15 protein-coding genes are annotated in these 19,973 nt (G+C 36.1%); 7 read left to right on the top strand and 8 right to left on the bottom strand.

Features of this window, described 5'->3' with window-relative positions:
* Positions 1-61: 61 nt before the first annotated feature.
* The 3 genes from V7014_RS08480 (at position 62) to V7014_RS08470 (ending at position 3,661) form a co-directional block, all read left to right on the top strand.
* Positions 62-1,669: an ABC transporter substrate-binding protein gene (locus tag V7014_RS08480; RefSeq protein ID WP_335506123.1), complete on the top strand. Its 1,608-nt coding sequence runs from the start codon at positions 62-64 to the stop codon at positions 1,667-1,669.
* Positions 1,670-1,739: 70 nt separating this feature from the next.
* A complete protein-coding gene (locus tag V7014_RS08475; protein WP_335506121.1) occupies positions 1,740-2,744 on the top strand; it encodes an ABC transporter permease in 1,005 nt (334 codons plus the stop codon).
* A gap of 17 nt (positions 2,745-2,761) precedes the next feature.
* Positions 2,762-3,661, top strand: a complete 900-nt coding sequence (locus tag V7014_RS08470; protein ID WP_335506119.1) for an ABC transporter permease — start codon at positions 2,762-2,764, stop codon at positions 3,659-3,661.
* Between the two features lie 52 nt (positions 3,662-3,713).
* Here the strand turns inward: V7014_RS08470 and V7014_RS08465 are convergent, their stop codons facing one another.
* The 7 genes from V7014_RS08465 to V7014_RS08435 form a co-directional block, all read right to left on the bottom strand.
* Positions 3,714-4,793 (bottom strand): FUSC family protein, encoded by a 1,080-nt coding sequence (locus V7014_RS08465; protein ID WP_335506117.1) that lies wholly within the window; start codon positions 4,791-4,793, stop codon positions 3,714-3,716.
* 259 nt (positions 4,794-5,052) lie between these two features.
* Positions 5,053-9,525, bottom strand: coding sequence for a glutamate synthase-related protein (locus V7014_RS08460; RefSeq protein WP_335506116.1), 4,473 nt, complete (start codon positions 9,523-9,525; stop codon positions 5,053-5,055).
* A 389-nt stretch (positions 9,526-9,914) separates the two neighbouring features.
* Positions 9,915-11,207, bottom strand: coding sequence for a glutamate-1-semialdehyde 2,1-aminomutase (locus V7014_RS08455; RefSeq protein WP_335506115.1), 1,293 nt, complete (start codon positions 11,205-11,207; stop codon positions 9,915-9,917).
* A gap of 188 nt (positions 11,208-11,395) precedes the next feature.
* Entirely contained in the window at positions 11,396-13,375 is a 1,980-nt protein-coding gene (locus V7014_RS08450) for an ABC transporter permease (RefSeq protein WP_335506113.1), read from the bottom strand.
* Complete coding sequence (locus V7014_RS08445) at positions 13,347-14,123, bottom strand: ABC transporter ATP-binding protein (protein WP_335506111.1); 777 nt, start codon at positions 14,121-14,123, stop codon at positions 13,347-13,349. The genes V7014_RS08450 and V7014_RS08445 overlap by 29 nt, the downstream gene beginning before the upstream one ends.
* An 87-nt stretch (positions 14,124-14,210) precedes the next feature.
* The gene (locus tag V7014_RS08440) at positions 14,211-15,236 is read right to left on the bottom strand and encodes a sensor histidine kinase (protein ID WP_335506109.1); all 1,026 of its coding nucleotides are present in this window, start codon (positions 15,234-15,236) and stop codon (positions 14,211-14,213) included.
* Between the two features lies 1 nt (position 15,237).
* The gene (locus V7014_RS08435; protein ID WP_335506107.1) at positions 15,238-15,933 is read right to left on the bottom strand and encodes a response regulator transcription factor; all 696 of its coding nucleotides are present in this window, start codon (positions 15,931-15,933) and stop codon (positions 15,238-15,240) included.
* Positions 15,934-16,069: 136 nt separating this feature from the next.
* Here V7014_RS08435 and V7014_RS08430 point away from each other — a divergent pair, with 136 nt between their 5' ends.
* Both V7014_RS08430 and bcp read left to right on the top strand, forming a co-directional pair.
* Complete coding sequence (locus tag V7014_RS08430) at positions 16,070-16,483, top strand: ion channel (RefSeq protein ID WP_335506104.1); 414 nt, start codon at positions 16,070-16,072, stop codon at positions 16,481-16,483.
* A gap of 77 nt (positions 16,484-16,560) precedes the next feature.
* Positions 16,561-17,028, top strand: a complete 468-nt coding sequence (bcp, locus tag V7014_RS08425; protein ID WP_335506103.1) for a thioredoxin-dependent thiol peroxidase — start codon at positions 16,561-16,563, stop codon at positions 17,026-17,028.
* A gap of 457 nt (positions 17,029-17,485) precedes the next feature.
* On the opposite strand, the gene tagU is transcribed toward bcp, so the two are convergent.
* Entirely contained in the window at positions 17,486-18,496 is a 1,011-nt protein-coding gene (gene tagU, locus V7014_RS08420) for a polyisoprenyl-teichoic acid--peptidoglycan teichoic acid transferase TagU (protein WP_335506101.1), read from the bottom strand.
* Between the two features lie 303 nt (positions 18,497-18,799).
* On the opposite strand from tagU, the gene V7014_RS08415 reads away from it, so the two are divergent.
* Positions 18,800-19,351 carry a cob(I)yrinic acid a,c-diamide adenosyltransferase gene (locus tag V7014_RS08415; RefSeq protein ID WP_335506099.1) on the top strand — a complete coding sequence of 184 codons (552 nt, stop codon included), beginning with the start codon at positions 18,800-18,802 and terminating at the stop codon, positions 19,349-19,351.
* A 97-nt stretch (positions 19,352-19,448) separates the two neighbouring features.
* The gene (gene perR / locus V7014_RS08410) at positions 19,449-19,886 is read left to right on the top strand and encodes a peroxide-responsive transcriptional repressor PerR (protein WP_335506097.1); all 438 of its coding nucleotides are present in this window, start codon (positions 19,449-19,451) and stop codon (positions 19,884-19,886) included.
* Positions 19,887-19,973 lie beyond the last annotated feature (87 nt).

The raw sequence follows: 19,973 nt of genomic DNA, 5'->3' as shown, positions 1-19,973 counted from the left end.
GAAGCGGTTACATGAATGATAAATTACGCCAAATAGGCAATGTGAAAAAAGGGGGAACTATATGAAGAAGCGAAGTGTAATCTTGTTATTTGCATTAATCATGATTATATCTACCGCACTAATGGGCTGTAACTCGAATGACGACAAGGACACAGGCAACAAGGATGGAAAAGATGGTACAACTACTAAAACAGAAGGTGGAGGTACACTTGTATTTGCCCGTGGTGGCGATGCTGTAGAACTAGATCCTGCCACAGTTACTGATGGTGAATCCTTCCGTGTAACGAAGAATGTTTTTGAAACACTTATTCAATTTGGTGATGAAGATACTTCATTACAACCAGGTTTAGCGAAAGAATGGAGTGTCTCAGATGATGGCTTAAAGTACACAATGAAGCTTCAAGAAGGTGTTAAATTCCATGATGGTACAGACTTCAATGCTGAAGCAGTTGTATTTAACTTCAAGCGTTGGAGTGCAGGTAATAAAGAGAAATTCTATTATTATAATTCACAGTTTGGCGACTTAATTAAAGACGTAAAAGCAGTTGATGCAACGACGGTTGAAGTAACAACATCTCGTCCGATAGCTACATTCTTTAAAAACTTAGCAATGAGTCCTTTCGGTATCGCAAGTCCAGCAGCAGTCGAAAAGTATGGGGATAAATTCCTTGAAAATCCTGTTGGAACAGGTGCTTTCAAATTTAAAGAATGGAAACGTAATGAATCTATAACAATTGTTAAAAACGAAGACTATTGGCAAAAAGGTCTTCCGAAGTTAGATTCGGTAATCTTCACAGTTGTTCCTGAGAATTCTGCACGTCTTAATGCGCTAAATGCCGGAGAAGCGGATATCGTTGAAGGCGTGAATTATAGCGATTTACCAGCAGTTGAAAAGAACGACCAGTTACAAGTGTTCCAACGTCCTTCTATGAATGTAGCATACTTAGGATTAACGAGTACACGTGGACCATTGAAAGATAAATTGGTACGACAAGCGTTGAATCATGCAGTCAATAAGCAAGCTATTATCGATGCGTTTTATTTAGGTTCAGCTGAACCTGCTATTAACCCAATGCCACCAAATATCTCTGGCTACAATTCAGATGTAAAAGACTATGAATATAATCCAGAGAAAGCGAAAGAGTTACTTGCGAAAGCAGGATACAAAGACGGTTTCGAAATTGAACTATGGGCAATGCCAGTAACAAGACCATATATGCCAGATGGACAAAAAGTAGCAGAAGCCATTCAAGCTGACTTCGAAAAAGTAGGCGTAAAAGCAAAAATTACAACATATGAGTGGGCCACTTACCTAGATAAAGCTCGTCTAGGCGAAGCAGATACCTTCCTATTAGGATGGACAGGTGACAATGGTGATGCAGATAACTTCTTATATGTATTATTAGATGAAGATAATATCGGTAGCAATAACTACTCTTATTATAAGAATCCGAAAGTACATGAACTGCTAATTAAAGCGCAGTCTACTATGAATGAAGAAGAGCGAGATAAACTTTATAAAGAAGCCCAAGTAATTATTAAAGATGATGCTCCATGGATTCCTCTTGTTCACTCTAAGCCAGTTCTTGCAGGTAGTGCGAAAGTGAAGAACTTTATTGCACATCCAACAGGATCAGATTTCTTGAAAGAGGTAGAAATTTCAGAATAATGAAAATAATAAAAGGAAGTCAATCTTCTCTGGCTTCCTTTTACTTATATTCTATGTAGGAGGTGGAGTTATGGTAGCTTATACTGTGCGAAGATTACTTCTGCTTATCCCTGTACTATTTGGTCTTTCATTAGTGGTGTTCTTTATTATAAGAGCCATTCCTGGAGATCCCGCACAAGTTATTTTGGGCCAAGCTGCTTCTAAAGAAGCGGTAGATGACTTAACAAAATCATTAGGGTTAGATCAGCCTTGGTATATTCAGTATATTAATTATGCTGGTGACTTATTAACTGGTGATTTAGGTAATTCTATTCGAACAAAATCAGCAATAAGCGAAGAAATTTGGCCGTATTTAGCTGCTACTATGGAGCTAGCGTTTGCTGCAATGCTCATTGCTGTTTTTATTGGTGTGAATGCAGGTATCGTAAGCGCTTGGTTTCAAAATTCTTGGTTTGATTACACAGCAATGCTACTTGCTTTGATTGGTGTTTCAATACCTATATTTTGGTTAGGGTTGATGGAACAATGGGCATTTTCTATTCAATTAGAATGGCTACCTACCTCGGGGCGTATGAATGTACGTGATCCAGTCGAACCAATTACACATTTACTGTTACTTGATACATTACTGCAAGGGCGTATGGATCAGTTTGGAACAGTGATTAAGCATTTGATCTTACCTAGTGTAGCATTGGCAACAATTCCAACAGCCATTATTGCCAGAATTACACGCTCGACAATGCTTGAAGTGATGCGTTCGGATTATATAAGAACGGCACGTGCAAAAGGATTAAGAATGTTTTGGGTGATTTATAAGCATTCTTTCAAAAATGCTGTCATTCCAGTTATTACTATTATTGGATTGCAGACAGGTTTACTATTAGGGGGAGCAATTCTAACAGAAACTATTTTTAGCTGGCCGGGAATAGGTCGTTACATATATGAGGCAATAGGTTTTAGAGATTATCCAGTCATTCAATCTGGTATTTTGGTGATTGCATTATTCTTTGTATTCATTAATTTAATAGTCGATTTATTGTATGCAGCAGTGGATCCACGGATTAAATATAAGTAGGAGAGGAGGATGTTACGATGGAACTAGCACCTAATAAACGTATGAAACCTCCACTTCATGAAGGCGCAGAGAAGAGTGTGTCACCTTGGCTTGAGGCATGGAGAAGTTTTAGGAAGAATAAGATTGCTGTTGTAGGTACGTGCATCGTATTAGCATTTATCATATTGGCGATTTTAGCACCGTTTATCGCTCCATATGGGTTTAAAGAACAAAATATGGCTAATCGATTACAACCGCCATCCAGTGAGCATTGGTTTGGCACAGACGATTTTGGAAGAGATATATTTTCACGAATTATATACGGTGCAAGAATTTCTTTATGGGTTGGCTTCTTTTCTGTCCTTGGATCTGTAGCTGTTGGAACATTGTTAGGCATTATGGCTGGCTATTTCGGAAGGTGGGTCGATGGTGTTATATCACGTATTTTTGATATTATGCTTGCGTTTCCAAGTATATTATTAGCGATTGCCATTGTAGCTGCTTTAGGGCCATCGCTTCAAAATGCTTTAATTGCTATTGCTATTATTAATATCCCTAACTTTGGTCGATTAATACGGTCACGAGTGCTAAGTGTGAAAGAAGAAGAGTATATTATGGCAGCGAAAGCAATAGGGATGAGCAATACAAGAATTCTTATACATCATGTATTACCTAATAGCATGGCCCCTGTAATTGTACAAGGAACGTTAGCGATTGCGACAGCGATAATTGAAGCTGCAGCATTAGGGTTTCTAGGATTAGGAGCGGAAGCCCCAAATCCAGAATGGGGGAAAATGTTGGCGGATTCTCGCGCACTATTAATACAAGCTCCTTGGACTGTTTTCTTCCCTGGACTAGCTATCATGTTAACAGTTTTAGGATTTAATTTAATGGGGGACGGCTTACGTGATGCCTTAGATCCACGGATGAAAAATTAAAGCAAAGCAAAAAAGCAGTTGGAGCTCAACTGCTTTTTCTACTGTATATCTTTTAGTCTTCATTTGTCGTTTCAATAACCAGCTCATCATCATCTTTATGGAATGATTGAAAGCTACTTATCAATGTACCTAGATGCTCGATATGCTCTTCATATTCAATAATAGCGGAAGTAAGAGCCATCATATGATAAATATCTTGCTCATTTTCATCTTTAACTTCTTTTTGAATGGACAAGAAAAGTGATAATAATTCTTTGTGGGTAATACCTTGATCACTTGTAAATTCATAAGATGCTTTGATTTTCCTAATATATTTTAATTGAATTTGTTGATGTTGAGTAATTAAATATTCAATTTGTTCACGGATTGTATTTTGAAATTCCTCAGGCATATGATGGAATTGATTTTCATATTTATTAAGTTTGACTAGTATATTCAATGCTTTTCTCGTTGTAACCATCATTTGACGGTAAACTACTAGCTTTCGTGATTTGGCAAGTGATGCTTTCTTAAATAGCTCGCGATCTTCTTTATACATTAAATATAGCTGTTCCACTTTAATAAGTTGCTCTTTCGTAGCTTGAATTTCGCTTTTAATATGGAATGGTTCAGATACATGACTTGTACTAATTCGAATCCATTTATAAATTTCCTCGGATAAATTAGAAATTTGATAGTAAAGCTTCGTTTCATATTTAGGAGGCAAGAAAAGGAAATTTACAACAAATGCTGAAAAAATTCCAAGCATGACAGTGAAGAATCGTACGAATGCAAAGTCGAGAAAGTCACCATTTTGATTTTCCATGATGGCTATAACAGTTACAATAGCTAGAGAAATCGTATTTTCTGTCTTCATCTTCACGTTAATAATGATGACGATAACGGAAGCTAATCCCACGTAAAAGACGTTATTTCCAAATATAAGAACGAATCCAATTGCTATAGCTGCACCAATAATATTACCTTGTAGTTGCTCAATTACAGTTCGATATGATCTGTAAATAGTTGGTTGAATAGCGAAAATCGCAGCAATTCCTGCAAACGCTGGTGATGGAAACTTTAGTAGTTGTGCTAAACCAAGTGCTAAAACGATAGCAATCCCGGTCTTCAATATACGGGCACCGATTTTCATATAAAAAGGGTTCCTTTCTAAGTTATACATATACAATAGTGTATTCTTTACTTTTACACAAATTACCGAGTAATAAACAATAATGTAATATACATGAGATTCTCTAATGTAGCAAGAGGTAAATATATATTGCTGTGAACAATGTATGAAGTCTAGGATTTTAGAAGGAGATTATTTGACAAAATAAAAATCCCTACAGAGATTATAGTCTCTGTAGGGAGATGGAATTGAATTAAGGTGCTTTTGCTTTTCTCATAAATTATTCAGTAGAAATAGATGGATCTGCTTGTTCTTTCGTTGGTACAATTTGTACGAAATGATTTTCTAAGTTTGGTAACAATGCTTCTAATTGCATGGCTTCATCTATTTGTTTTTGCTCTTTTAATAAATCGATATATTGCGTTAAGAGATCATTTACTTCTTGTTTACCATTCTCATGTAATGGTTCAATTGTTACTTTTGCTCCTATAGCCATGCGACGAGCAATTACTTCTTTTGTTAAGCCCATTTCAGGTTGAAGGCGTTGATAAATGACGCCACCTGTCATACCTGCACAAGCCCAAGGTCCGATATCACCAAGTACAAGTCCACGTCCGTTTGTCATATATTCAAAGGCAAACCCTTTAATGTTGGAGTGAACACCGATATTTCCATGTTCCTTTTCCGGAATTGGCTTTGTCACTTGACCACCAATAATCATATCCGCACCAGACAATCGAATACCAGCACGAGCATCCGCATTTCCTTGTGCGATTAATAAACCTTTTTGTGCCCCGTATCCGAAACCTTTACCAACGGAACCGTTATAATAATTGCCATCTTTTCCTTTTGATTTGAAGATGGCGATTATGCCACCGAAAGCTGTTTTACCAATACCGTCTTGAGCACCACCATTTACTTTAATATCAATGCCAGTGCTATTATAAGCACCTAATCCATTACCAGGAATAGAACCATCTTTGTAAGCTAGTGAAACATTCGGTAGGGTACGATAAGAGCCATCTAATCGGCCACGAACACGGTGACAAGAAACACGACTTCCTAATACACGTTGTTCGGAAGTTACAGCGCTAAATTCTCTTGATTCGTGTAATTTTTCTACAGAGCTGTCTAAATACTCTGCTCCAACTGCCATTTGCATAGCTACATTTTCAAGAGCAGCTGCCGCTTCTCGAGAGTTAATTTGACCAATGTCTAATGTTTTTAGTAAATAAGTCAAATCTAGCATATTTGTACCTTTTACTTGTTCCAGAAGATCAGAACGTCCAACTGCATTTTGTAAGTTTTTGATCCCTAGTGCCCCAGCCAATGCTTGTAGTTCATCACCAAATGCATGGAACATATTAGTAAGGGACGAGACAGCCGTATCGAATTTACGTGGTACAAAACGACGTAGCCCATGTTCTTTCGCTTGTGCTTCCGATTCGATTTGTGTTGCAATACCAACGTGACAAGTATCTAAATGACAGCCATGACATGATGTACATCCAACAGCAACCATGGATAACGTACCGAATCCAATACGATTTGCTCCAAGTAGCATAATCTTTAAAACGTCTGCTACACTCTTAATTCCGCCGTCACCCCAAATTTCAATGCTTTCACGTAATCCTGCTTCTAATAAGGCGTTATGTGCAGCTTTTACTCCGATTTCAACAGGTAACCCAACGTGTTGAATAGCATGAATACGAGCCGCACCAGTGCCTCCATCGAACCCTGAAATAGTAATAATATCAGCACCTGCTTTGGCAACACCAACAGCGATTGTTCCGATGTTTGGAACAACTGGTACTTTTACAGCCACCTTTGCTTTATCATTGGCCGTTTTCAGCTCATGGATCATTTGAGCTAAGTCTTCAATCGAATAAATATCATGATTATTGGAAGGGGAGATTAGATCCGAACCAATTGTCGCATTACGTGATTCAGCGATTTTTGCTGTTACTTTAGAGCCTGGTAAATGACCGCCTTCTCCGGGCTTTGCTCCTTGACCAATTTTTATTTCTAATAGATTAGAAGAATTTAATAATTCAGCATTAACCCCGAAACGTCCTGATGCCACTTGTTGTCCACGTGTTTTCGGATATTTTCCGAGCATATCTTTAATTTCTCCACCTTCACCATTTAAACTAATCATGTTTAAACGATCAGCAGCTTCTGCATATGCACGGAAAGCAATTTCATTTTGCGAGCCGAATGACATGGAAGAAATAATAAATGGTAGGTCATGCTCACCAACCTTAATACAGACATCTTTTGCTGCAACCATTCGTTCACTTTTCTTGAAATCTGTTAAGTGACGAATAGTAGAAGGATGCTCTTGTTCAAGTTCAGTAATTTTCTCTCGATACAAATCATAATTACCAGAAGAGGCAACTTCAGCAACTGCTTTCCAAATACGTGGGAGAATATGATAAGAACGGTTTACTTTCTCTCCTTCACTCTGATAATCTTTTGCTCTTTGAATGGCATCTTCTTTTAATGATTCGAAGTTATAGCCAATTAATTCTGAACCAAGGAAGTTAACGATTTTTAATGTATCTGCTATTTCGTTATGCAGACCGATGGTTGAGTATAAACGACCGTATCCTCTAAGCTCATGAATACCAATTGTGGAAATGACTTTTTCTAAACCTTTTGCTAAAGCATTATATAGGTTTTTCACTGGTGTTGTGTTGTCTTCTGTGACTGTTAAAAACATATAGTAAGGGCTGATTATGTTAGCGCCTAATCCATATACAGTAATGATGTCATGCAGAGATCGAGTGGCTGCTGAGCGAAGTAAAATCGAACAGTTACGACGTTGTCCTGCTGCTACTAATGCTTGATCAATGGCTGATGTAACAAGATGAGGATCTAGCCATAAATGTCCTTCTTGATGAGCTTTTGCATCATCTAAAACGATTAATGATTTTCCGTTCGAAACGGCAGTAATTGCTTCTTTTGCTAGTCTTTCTAAAGCCACTTCAACGCTTTCTTCTTCTGTAAAGGTCATCGAGATAAAATGTGCTAACTGCTGATCTTGGAAATAACCAACTAAAGAATCAAAGCTTGGTTGCTGTAGTTCTTGTGAACAGTCGTAGCCCATTTTTCCTTCAATAAGAATAGGCGTTAATAATTCAATAACATGATTAGCTTTTTCCTTTTGGAAAAGTGCAGGCCTTTGCCCAATAATGGTACGTGTAGAGAAATGTTCTGTTTCTCGATCGCGGTCAATCGCAGGATTCGTTACAACTGCGACGCTTTCTTTTATGAAATCAGCAATATTTCTTCGTGCTGTGTTTAGAGAAGCTAGAGGAGAATCATGTCCGAGCGAACGAATTGGTTCAACACCTTTTTCCGCCATTTGCTCAACGAATTGTACATGGTCTTTTTCCCAACCCATAGCTTTGTATTGACCATTATGAATTTTCGTAGGTAGAGTATGGGTGATTTTTTTCTCTAATTTAGGGTTTTTTAGACGTTTAGAATCTTCGGATAATTCAAAGCGGTTGCTGAATCGTTTATATACTTCTTGTTGGAATTCTGCATATTGATATACTTGAATATCTTCATCTTTCCACTTCAACCCGATTTTTTCACCAGGACCAATTGGTTTAGGTTCACCACAATATTCAGAAGAAGGGATGATACCAGGTTCAGAAGAGAACATATATGAGCTTTCTGTTTCGATTTTCCAAAGTGGTCGCAAACCTAAGGCATCTACAGAAAATACAGCTTCATCGCCGAAACGAGATATTATACCAGCAGGTCCTTGTGCGAAATGGCCCCATGCTTCACGAATATATGTGTAAAGGTCGCTAAGGTCACTCGTATAGGATTTGATTTCATTGATAATAGGAGGGAAAACAACGTCAATCGCTTCAAATAGTGAATATTTATGTTCACAAATGAATGTTTCTAAAGTACGACTTAAATCTTGAGAATCACTACCATCTTTTACAAGAGGTACACCAATCATTTTTGCTTCATCGCGCAGCTTGGCTATCGTATTTATTTCACCATTATGCCCAAGCACGCTAAAAGGCTGAACGCGGAAAAAACTTGAAAGGGTATTCGTTGAATAACGGTTATGTCCTAGCGTCATTGTAGAGGCTACGAGTGGATCTGCTAAGTCATGATAATATTTTGGTAAAATATCGCCAGCACCCATTACTTTATAAATAGAATGATATTGGCTTAATGAGGCAACGTGAATGTGTTCGTTTTGTTCGATCGTGTGAGTTAATTTAAAGAGTAGTTTAGATAATTCTTGTTGGCATGTAAGATCACTTACAAGTGCAATTTGCCAAAAGGTAGGGTTTTCTTGAATTGCGATAGGACCTAAAGCGTTGGGATTATGAACTGAATTGCTTTCGAATAGTATGGAAAGACCTTCTTGTAGGAAAGCTTCTTTAATTTCTGATTGAAGTTTGTGGCTGTCTTCTTTTTGGCTGAGGAAGAAGTGACCTACGACAAATCCGTTCGAATTTGCTAGTTCAGGATGTAAACCTTGTTGCTGTAATTTTTGTCTCCAGAGTGCTCTTGGAAGATCGATGTGAATTCCAACTCCATCACCTTCACCATTAATAAATCCAGCACGGTGATTCATTTTTACTAAAGCATCTATACAAGCAAATATATTTTCACGAGTAGGGATTCTTTTTTTTTCAATACATGACACAATTCCGCATGCGTCATGCTCTTGGTTTCGGAAATCACTAAATAAACTTGGGCTCCATTGTTGAGTCATAATGTTTTGGCACGTATAAGAGTATTCTTATAGCTGCCATTCACCTCCTATAGTTAGTAGTACATATCTATTTTGAAATTATATAAAACATAAATTGGAAAAAATGTTTGGGATTCAAAAAAAATGAAAAGCATCAGTGGTGGTATTAATAATATCATCTAAATTTTCAGAAATCAATTATTTATGCAGTTAATTGGATGAGGAATTTAGGTCTATTTTGTGAAAATAAGCTAATAATCCCTATATGTAAACGTTTTCAAAGAGGTGTAAAAAAATCCTCAGAACAATAAGAGCTCTGAGGATGCATAAAAAATGAATATTATTCGTTTGTCTCAGTCGGAGGACTCTGTTCCATAAGGAGCTTAACGGGGCGCATCCGCTTTTCGATTTTACATTTTTATTGTTTTAAATGCATTTTCAACTGCGATAATTGTATCTTTTATGTCTTGTTCTGTATGTTGAATGGTTAAGAACCAAGCTTCGTATTTAGAAGGTGCTAAGTTGATTCCTTGTTCAAGCATAAGCTTGAAGAACTTACCAAACATTTCACCGTCTGTGTTTTCCGCTTGTTCGTAGTTATATACTTTCTCCGTTGTGAAGTATAAAGTTAGAGCACCTTTTAGACGATTAGTAGTGATTGGCATATCATATTTCTTCGCAGCAGCTAGAATGCCTTCTTCTAACATTTGTCCAAGGCGATCAAGTTCTTCATATACGCCTTCTTGTTTCAATACTTCTAGGCAAGCGATACCAGCAAGCATAGAAGCTGGATTTCCCGCATGTGTTCCAGCTTGATATGCTGGTCCAAGTGGAGCTACTTTTTCCATGATTTCTTTCTTACCGCCGTAAGCACCGATTGGAAGTCCTCCACCAATAATTTTACCAAGTGCTGTTAAGTCAGGTTTAACACCTAACAGATCTTGAGCACCACCGTATGTGAAGCGGAATGCTGTAATAACTTCATCATAGATAACTAGTGCGCCTGCAGCGTGTGTTAATTCATTAACAGCTTCAAGGAAGCCAGGTTTCGGTTCAACGATTCCGAAGTTACCTACGATTGGTTCTACCAGTACAGCAGCAACTTGGTCGCCCCATTTATCAAGAGCTTCCTTATAAGCTTCGATATCATTGAATGGTACAGTGATTACTTCTTGTGCGATACTTTTTGGCACACCAGCAGAGTCTGGAGTTCCTAAAGTAGAAGGACCAGAACCAGCAGCAACTAGCACTAAATCAGAATGACCATGGTAGCATCCTGCGAATTTCATAATTTTATCACGGCCAGTATAAGCACGTGCAACACGGATTGTGGACATAACAGCTTCCGTACCTGAATTGTTAAAGCGAACTTTATCCATGGAAGGAATTGCTTCCTTTAACATTTTTGCAAAAGTAAGTTCATGACGAGTAGGTGTTCCGAATAATACACCGGTTTCTGCCGCATGTTGAATCGCTTTTGTAATATGCGGATGAGTAAGACCTGTGATAATTGGACCGTAAGCGGCTAAATAATCAATGTATTTATTGCCATCGACATCCCAGAAATAAGCGCCTTCTCCTCTTTCCATAACAACGGGAGATCCTCCTCCGACCGCTTTATAAGAACGAGATGGGCTATTAACACCTCCTACAATATGTTCAAGTGCTTCTTGATGTAATGCTTCTGAATTTGTATGATTCATTTTGTTTCCCTAACCTTTCTATATGTAGTTCTATGAATCAAAAAAACTAGTTTATTAAAAAACAACTAGATTGGACTTTTCTTATTGTACCAAAAACATTCGTAAATTATGACAGAACGAACTAATCGTTCATGAGTTATTCATTGAATTTACAAAAACAGCCCGTCACCATGGAAGTGACAGGCTGTTTACATGACTTGTTTTAGCTTCTGAAAGTAGAGTGTTCTTACGACAAAGAAATAGACTAATTGAAGTATAGCGAACGTGCTGAAAATGATCATACTTGGACCGAGTACAGAGCCTGAAATAATGTTGTGTAACGCTTTGAAAGCGAAGCTAGCATGAGCGACAGCCACTATAAATGGTGCGAAAAATAAAAGGAATATTTGTTTAGAAATAATCGTTTTCATCTCTTCTTGTGTTAATCCCATTCTGAATAATGCACGATAATGAACCAAGTCGTTTTCAATATCATTATATAATCGGAAATACAAAATACTTGCAGAAGCAAGAAAGAAAATACAACTTATAAATAATCCTATGAAGAAAGGGAGATAAAACATGGCTTTATAATCGTCTGTGGCATTTGCTCTTGAATCGAAATAAATCCCTTGCTCTAGTTCTAACTTTTTGGAAATGTTAATTATTGCATCATGATCTCTTTCCCAGTTTGGCAAATGAACCCCCAAAAAAGAGATAGTATTTTTAAAATCATGTGTGTTAGCTAGTTGTTGATATTGCGAATCGCTAATAACCAAAATTTCGTCGGTTGATTTATTAGGTGATAAAATAGGTTGCTTCATATAACGAACTGAAAATGTATAAGGTTGTTGGTTTACATGAATTTTTATATGATCTTTAGTATACCAAACGATACCATCATCTGGTATCGGTGCTACAAAGACTGCTTGGTTGTTTTGTAGGTTAATTGTTTTTCTATTCGTAAGCTTTGCCCATACGTTATAGTCACTTTGGGAAAGAAGCTGAATACTAGTTACTTCATTCTTTGATCGTATGTTAATGCCAAAAGGTGTTTGCATATTATTCTTATCCAAAACATATTGAGCTTGTAAAAGTTTCAATTCATGAGCTTCAAATGATAAATTTGCATCTTGCAGTGCGTTTGTTAGTTGCCTCTTTGCTGAGTTATAACCTTCATGATTATAAGATGTTGAAAGAGCGATACCTTGTGGATATCTATTTATGGTTTCTTCTTTCATATTGCTCACAATTGAAAATAATACACCGCTTGATGTGAACGCGACTGCACTCAATATGCTTACAATAAATAATACGCGTGCATTATCCTTCAGTTTAAAAGCTAAATCTGAAATGGTTAGCAAGTTGGTAGAATGCAAATAGTAAGAACGTCTTTTCTTCAGCAATCTTACAAATAAAATGCTACATTGCGTAAATAAAAAATACGTCCCGAATGTGACCAATAATGTAATTGGAAACATGAGTACTATCATTTGATAGATAGTAGAATTGAAGGCTAAATAATAGCCAGTACAAATGGTTATAACAGCAACAAATGATATAAGAATCGAGTAAGTCGGGTATTTCTTCATCTTTTTAATACTATAAAGTAATTCTGTTACATTATTGAATCGAACGGTAAATAAGGTGAAAAAGCAAATAACTTCAAATAAAATCAAAAACGCACCTATAGTCACATAAAATGCTTTTGGTGCAATAACAAATGGCAAAGTTACCGGTAGAGAAAGTACAGCTGAGATTCCCATAAGAAATAGCTTGAAAAACAAAATTCCAAACCCAATCCCAGTAAAGATAGCAGTTAAACCTATAACATTATTTTCGATAAAGATTAATCTGTTTAGCTGGCTTTTTGTGATTCCTAGCAAATTTAAGATTCCAAATTCTTTCTTGCGTGAGTGCAAAAACGCACTCATAGAATAGAGAACAAATAAAAATGAAAAAGAAAAAATAATGTATTCTGCCAAAATGATTGTATCTCTTAAAGCGATTTGACTTGGACTGTTCGATGTTTCTTCAATTCTTAAACTTTCAGAAAGTACATCAGGATGAAAAATGAACGCAGCATAAATAAAGAAAATCGTAATGGAGAATACACTGCTTAAGAAATAAGCAGCATAGCCCCTTGTGTTACGCTTAACATTAGTAAGAGCGAATTGACGAAAATTCATTGGCGTTTCCTCCCAATAATGACAGCACATCTAAAATATCTTGAAAGAATGCCTGACGATTACTGCCTCGGTGGATTTCATTAAATAATTGGCCGTCCTTAATGAAGAGTATACGCTGACAATAGCTTGCAGCAATTGGGTCATGTGTGACCATCAAGATAGATACTTGTTGTTCTTGATTCATTGTTTGTAACGCTTCCATCACATCTTTCGAAGATTTCGAATCTAAATTACCTGTAGGCTCATCCGCAAATACAATCGATGGATTGTGAATAATAGCTCTTGCAATGGCAGTTCTTTGCTGTTGTCCCCCTGATACCTCATATATTCTTTTCTTTAGAATGCTATCAATATTTAATTGTTTGGAAACTCTCACTAGATTTTCATCCATTTCTTTCAAAGGTCGATTGTCTAAAGTAAGAGGTAATATGATATTTTCCTCAATGGTTAATGTATTAAGTAAATTAAAATCTTGAAAGATGAAACCAAGTTGTTTACGGCGAAACAGAGCGAGTTCTTTCTTCGATAGGGAGGAGACATTGAGATTATTAATTTTTATTAAGCCGCTTGTAGGTTTATCTATGGTTGATAATAAATTTAATAATGTTGTTTTTCCGCTCCCTGAAGGTCCCATAATACCGATGAATTCGCCTTTTTCCATTTCGATATGTAAGCTGTCGAGCGCTCTATATTGAATGTTTTTAGAACCAAATATTTTTGTTACATTAATAGCTTCTAATAATGCCATAATCGTTCCCCCTTTCGTTGTAATAATAGTATAAAGTTGAAGCTATATTATACCTATCGCTTTTTCTTTCAATATTCACGGTTATTCTTACAAACTTGTCACATTATAAAAAGTAATTTTAATAGTAGTTCCTTTTGTTTCTTCTGATTCAATGCTAATCGTATGGCCTATTTCATCGCATGTTCTTTTCGCTAAATATAAACCCATACCTGTTGATTCGGCATATTTCCTTCCGTTTTGCCCTGTAAAGAAGGGCTGAAAAACTCTTTTAATATCTTGCGATGGTATGCCGATGCCGTCATCATGAATATATAAAGTTACTTCATCTGCTTGCTTCATTGTGTAAAATTTAATCTGTTTACCAATTCCTGCTGTATATTTAATAGCATTAGCGATAATTTGGTTAATAATGAAAGCTAACCATTTTCGATCACTTTCGACGAAATACTCGTCATTCATATCCATAGCGGGGTAAACCTGATTTCGGATGAAAGCAGATTTATGCTCTTTAATACAATCTCTAACAATGTCGGATAGCGAAAGTCTTTCAACTTTGAAGTCTTCATGGAATAAATCAAGTCTTGACGAGTGAAGAACAAGTTCTAAACCTTTTGTTAGTTTTTCTGTTTCTTCTTCAATGTTTTGAATAAGAGTAGGGGATTGTACGTTACTTTGTTTGGCATTTTGTAATAATAAGCTAATAACTGATAGTGGTGTTTTCATTTGATGTACCCACTGATTGATAAAAGTATAGTATCGTTGTTTCTCTTCTTTCGTTTTGGATATGTCCTCAATATAGTAGCCGTATTGAACATTTAAAATGCGATTGAATTCTTCAAAATGATAAGAACTATTCTGAAATAAATGAATAGGTTGATTAATATCGTTAACAGGTTCATGTAAAGCTTTGTAATTTTGTCTCTCTTTGAAATATGTAAAGCAAAGGAACAACAAAAATAATATAAAGGAAAGAATGATGATATATAGAATACTTCCGTTAGTGACATAACTATTTTGATTGAATAAATCCAACATGATAATACCGATTATTAATGCAATGCTAAATATGTAAAAGAAAATAAAACTTCGATATTGTTTAAGGAAACCCCTCATGTTATTCCCTCCATGTAACATTTAGTTTATAGCCTAGGCCGCGCACGGTTTCAATCGCATCTTCTATACCGAGATCAGCTAGTTTTTTTCTTACTCTGGTGATGTTCACGGAGAGGGTGTTATCATCGACAAATTGAATATCATCCCAAAGATTTTCTAGTAAAGTTTCCCGATTAATAATGTTTCCTGGTTGTGAGAAAAATGTTTCTAATAAAGTGAATTCACGCTTACTTAAATCTGTTTGTTGCTGTTTATATGAAAGGGTATGTTGATCGACAGCTAATGTTAACCCATCAATATCAATCATTTTTGAACTATTATTGACCGCATATTCTCCATATGTTCGGCGTATTAAACCTTTAATTTTGGCGATGACAATATCAAAATGAAAAGGTTTAGTAATATAATCATCTCCGCCATTTTCAATAGCCATAACTTGGTCCATCTCTCCAGCCCGTGCGGAAATAAAGATGATTGGACAATTTGAAACGGTCCGGAATTGTCTACACCAATAATATCCGTCGTATTTAGGTAAATTAATATCTAACAGTACTAATGAGGGGTTTATTTCTATAAGTTGCTGTTTTAAGTGATCAAAGGCAGTTGCTATATGTACTGCATAATCATAACGCTCTAAATGTTCTTTTAAGAGCTGAGCTATTTTTGGATCATCTTCTACAATAAATATGGAATGCATGGTTTTATTCCTCCTTCTATATAAAACGATACGAAACTAGGCGTGAAAAGTCCACCTTCTTATGTATAGAATAACTGCTCATAAAGTGGGACAAATGTGAGTAAATTGAAGTATAGGTTCGAAGAGAGGGATGAGCATGGACTTTTATATATTAGTTGGCGCAGTGATTTTTTGTATGGTAATGAGTGTGCGAGCAATATTTACACCTATTGAGTCTGATATTCATAAAATCTCAATTAGTCATTTTTTATGGCTCGTCTATTTGTACGGAACGATATGTATCGGTTTTGCAATGCTTTATTTATTATTTGAATTAAAAGATATGAGTGTCATTCTCGATCATGGTATACAAATGAGTGGTAATTTCTTTTTGAAATTAGAAACGTCTTTTTATTTTAGTGCGATGACAATGTTTTCGGTTGGTTATGGGGAATTAATTCCAATCGGATTCGGCAGAATTATCGCTACAATACAAGCTTTTGTTGGCTATACACTTCCAGCAGCTTTCGTTGTAAGAACAGTGATTGATTTAGAGCAAAGTAATAAGTAGATGTCTCTGATTTGAATGTCAAAGCAATGTTATATACTCTATTTATGAGAAATAATGAAATATATGGAGGGATTGTAATGACAACAGTTATTGGAGAGCAATCACCAGATTTTGTACTTCCATCAAGTGATGGTAAGCAAGTAAAGTTATCAGATTATAAAGGGAAGAATGTGGTTCTGTATTTTTATCCGAAAGATATGACACCGGGTTGTACAGTTCAAGCGTGTGATTTTCGTGACATGAGTAAAGAGTTTGCGGATGTAAATACAGTTGTTCTAGGAGTCAGTCCAGATCCAATGTCTTCACACATGAAATTTATTGAAAAGCATGGCTTAACATTTACGTTGCTTGCAGACGAAAATCAAGAAGTAGCAAATGCATACGGTGTATGGAAATTAAAAAAGAACTTTGGAAAAGAGTATATGGGTATTGAGCGTTCAACCTTTTTAATGAATGCAGAGGGTGTATTAGTGAAGGAATGGCGTAAAGTTACGGCTAAAGGACACGCTGACGAATTATTAGCATATATTAAAGAAAATTTATAATGATTATGGGGGAAGCCTGTTTATCCCGTTCTAACTGTTGCTAAGACTTCGGCTTCAAAACGAAAGTAAAAGCGAAGACGTTTAAGTGGGAAATTAAGCGTCAATAAGAACCCGATTGGTTCAACTAATAATCTGTGGGGGATGGACGAACACCCCTGCCGATTAAAGTTTCACTTTATTGTATGTTGTAGTGCCAAAATAACCCGAATAGTGGGCTTTACCAATAAGTCCAAGAACAAATCTGGAATTAAAAGATAGGGGCGTAAAAAGGGCGCTTAAGCTTTTCTAATAAAAGGCTTTTGTCCAATTCTTAATACGAGCATTTACATATAATTAAGTATGGGAATACCTCCTCAAACGTTTCTTAACTCGAAGCGGGTCTAAATGACTCGCTTATTTTTATGTAGAAAAAAAGCAGACCCGTATACATTATCCAATGATCGGGTCTGCACATATTTTATTGATTTGTATCTGTTGAATTAGGTTCAGTCTGGTCACTTGAGTTTGACTCATCTGTTGTGCTTGTTTTAGTCTTATCTGAAGTGTCTAATTCTAAATGTTTCTTTAATGTATCTCTTAACTCTTCAACATTTAATTCATCAGGAATAAAGTAATAAACATCATCTATTCTTGTTCCTTCACCTTTAATTTCATGTTGAATGATTTCTTGACTAGCTGCTCTATAGTTCTTTTGAATATTCATAATGTCGTTTAGCGTCATGTTTGTCTTTACATTGTTTCCAACAGCGTCGAATATATCTTGATAGCGGGTGATAGAAGAGAAACTCATGGCTTTCTTTACAATGCCTTCTATAGCTTGTCTTTGTCTTATTTGTCGGCCGAAATCTCCACGAGGATCTTCTTTACGCATTCTTACGTAAGCAAGAGCTTCTTCACCATTTAGAGTAATTTCGCCTTTTTTAAAGTGATGTCCTTCATATGAAAAGTCTAAGTCGTTATTAACAGTTATACCACCGACAGCGTCAACGATATCTTTAAAGCCTTCCATATTGATATTTATGACATAATCAATCGGTATTTCAAGAAACTCTTCAACCGTTTTGATGGCCGTTTCTGTACCGCCAAAGGCAAATGCATGATTGATTTTATCTTCCGTATCTTTGCCGACTATTTCTACGCGTGTATCACGTGGGATGCTGACCATTTCTGTAGATTTTTCCTTTGGATTAACGGTAGCCACAATCATGGTATCTGAGCGACCTGAATCGTTCATTCGTTGATCGACACCTAACATAAGCACGGAAAAAGGATGTTGTTTTTCTACATCTAGTTTATTACTACGTTTGTCTGAAACTTCTCTTTTAATTGGTTCATGCATTTCATTGATGTTCTTTGTGAATGAGTGGTAAATGGAATATGCGTATACACCTCCACCTACTAGCAATAGCCCGAAGACGAGGAGAACGATTTTTAACCATTTCATTTTTGATTTCTTCGCTTTTTCCAAATTAACTGACCTCCAGTAGAACAATGCTGACTATAATTGTACATATATTATAGTTAGGTTGTGTAGAATCAAATTTTTTTATTTTTCTTTTTGCAAACAATGTATCAATAGATTACTATACGAAAGTCCTACTGTAAAAATAATTTTTTGAAATTTTCAATTAGTGATATTTTTAAACTATTATCAATAGTGTTATGATAAAAACAATTAAGAAATGAATCGTAAGATGAGAATAGATAGAATATAGTAGTACGAATAATTATTTTTTGTATTAGGAAAAAATGATTGTAAGGGGGATGTAATGTGAAAATATATACGAAGAGTGGCGACAAAGGTACAACAGCTTTGGTGTATGGTCAAAGAGTTTCAAAAACTGACGCGCGTGTCGAGGCTTATGGAACATGTGATGAAGCGAATTCTATGATTGGTTTAGCAATGAGTTTATTGAGGAAAGAACAATTTACGGATAAAGAGGAAGTAGAGAAAGTCTTTCACCGTGTTCAAACTGAGCTTTTTCATGTAGGAGCAGAATTAGCGACTCCAACTGGAAAGCAAGTTCATTGGAAATTAGAGCAGGGCCATATTGAACATATGGAACAAATCATCGATCAATGGGATGCGACTTTGCCACCTTTAAAGAATTTTGTCTTGCCAGGAGGGCATCCAAGTGGAGCAGCTCTTCATTCCGCTAGAACAATTGTAAGAAGAGCTGAAAGAGGAGCGGTGGCTATCAATGGTGAAGTAAATCCATTAGTATTATCATATTTAAATCGCTTGTCTGATTTACTTTTTGTGGCGGCTAGATTTGTAAACAGTCATTTAGGTTGTGTAGAACCTACTTTACATGAAGATTAATTGACAAGATTACTGGTGAGAGATTACACTAATTATAAATATTATAAAGTAATAATATATTCAACATAATAACTTTATACAAAGGAGGTACATGGCAATGGCAGAGCATCAACTCAAAGATGCATTGGATATGTTGAAAAAGTCAAGCGTAAGAATAACACCACAACGTCATGCGATACTTGAGTATTTGATCGAGTCAATGGCCCATCCTACAGCTGATGATATATATAAAGCTTTAGAGGGAAAATTCCCTAACATGAGTGTTGCAACGGTTTATAATAATTTACGTGTTTTTCGTGAAGTAGGTTTAGTAAAAGAATTGACTTACGGTGATTCATCAAGTCGTTTTGATTTTACAACATCTGATCATTATCACGTTATTTGTGCTACTTGCGGAAAAATTGTTGATTTCCACTATCCTGGTTTAGACGAAGTGGAACAATTAGCATCACATGTAACAGGATTTAAAGTCTTCCAACATCGTATGGAAGTCTATGGGGAATGCCCAGACTGCATGGCGAAATCAGCACATTAAAAAAGTTGGCGCAACAATCTGCCAACTTTTTTTATTTTATAGGAATTTATAAATAGTATGTTGTTGAACACTTTAAATAGAGTTATT

Origin of the sequence: Bacillus sp. JJ722 (assembly GCF_036963345.1) — a bacterium.
In the GTDB taxonomy this organism is placed as follows: domain Bacteria; phylum Bacillota; class Bacilli; order Bacillales; family DSM-1321; genus Bacillus_AD.
Note: the sequence above shows the minus strand (reverse complement) of the source record. Positions and strands in the feature narration are given on the sequence as shown.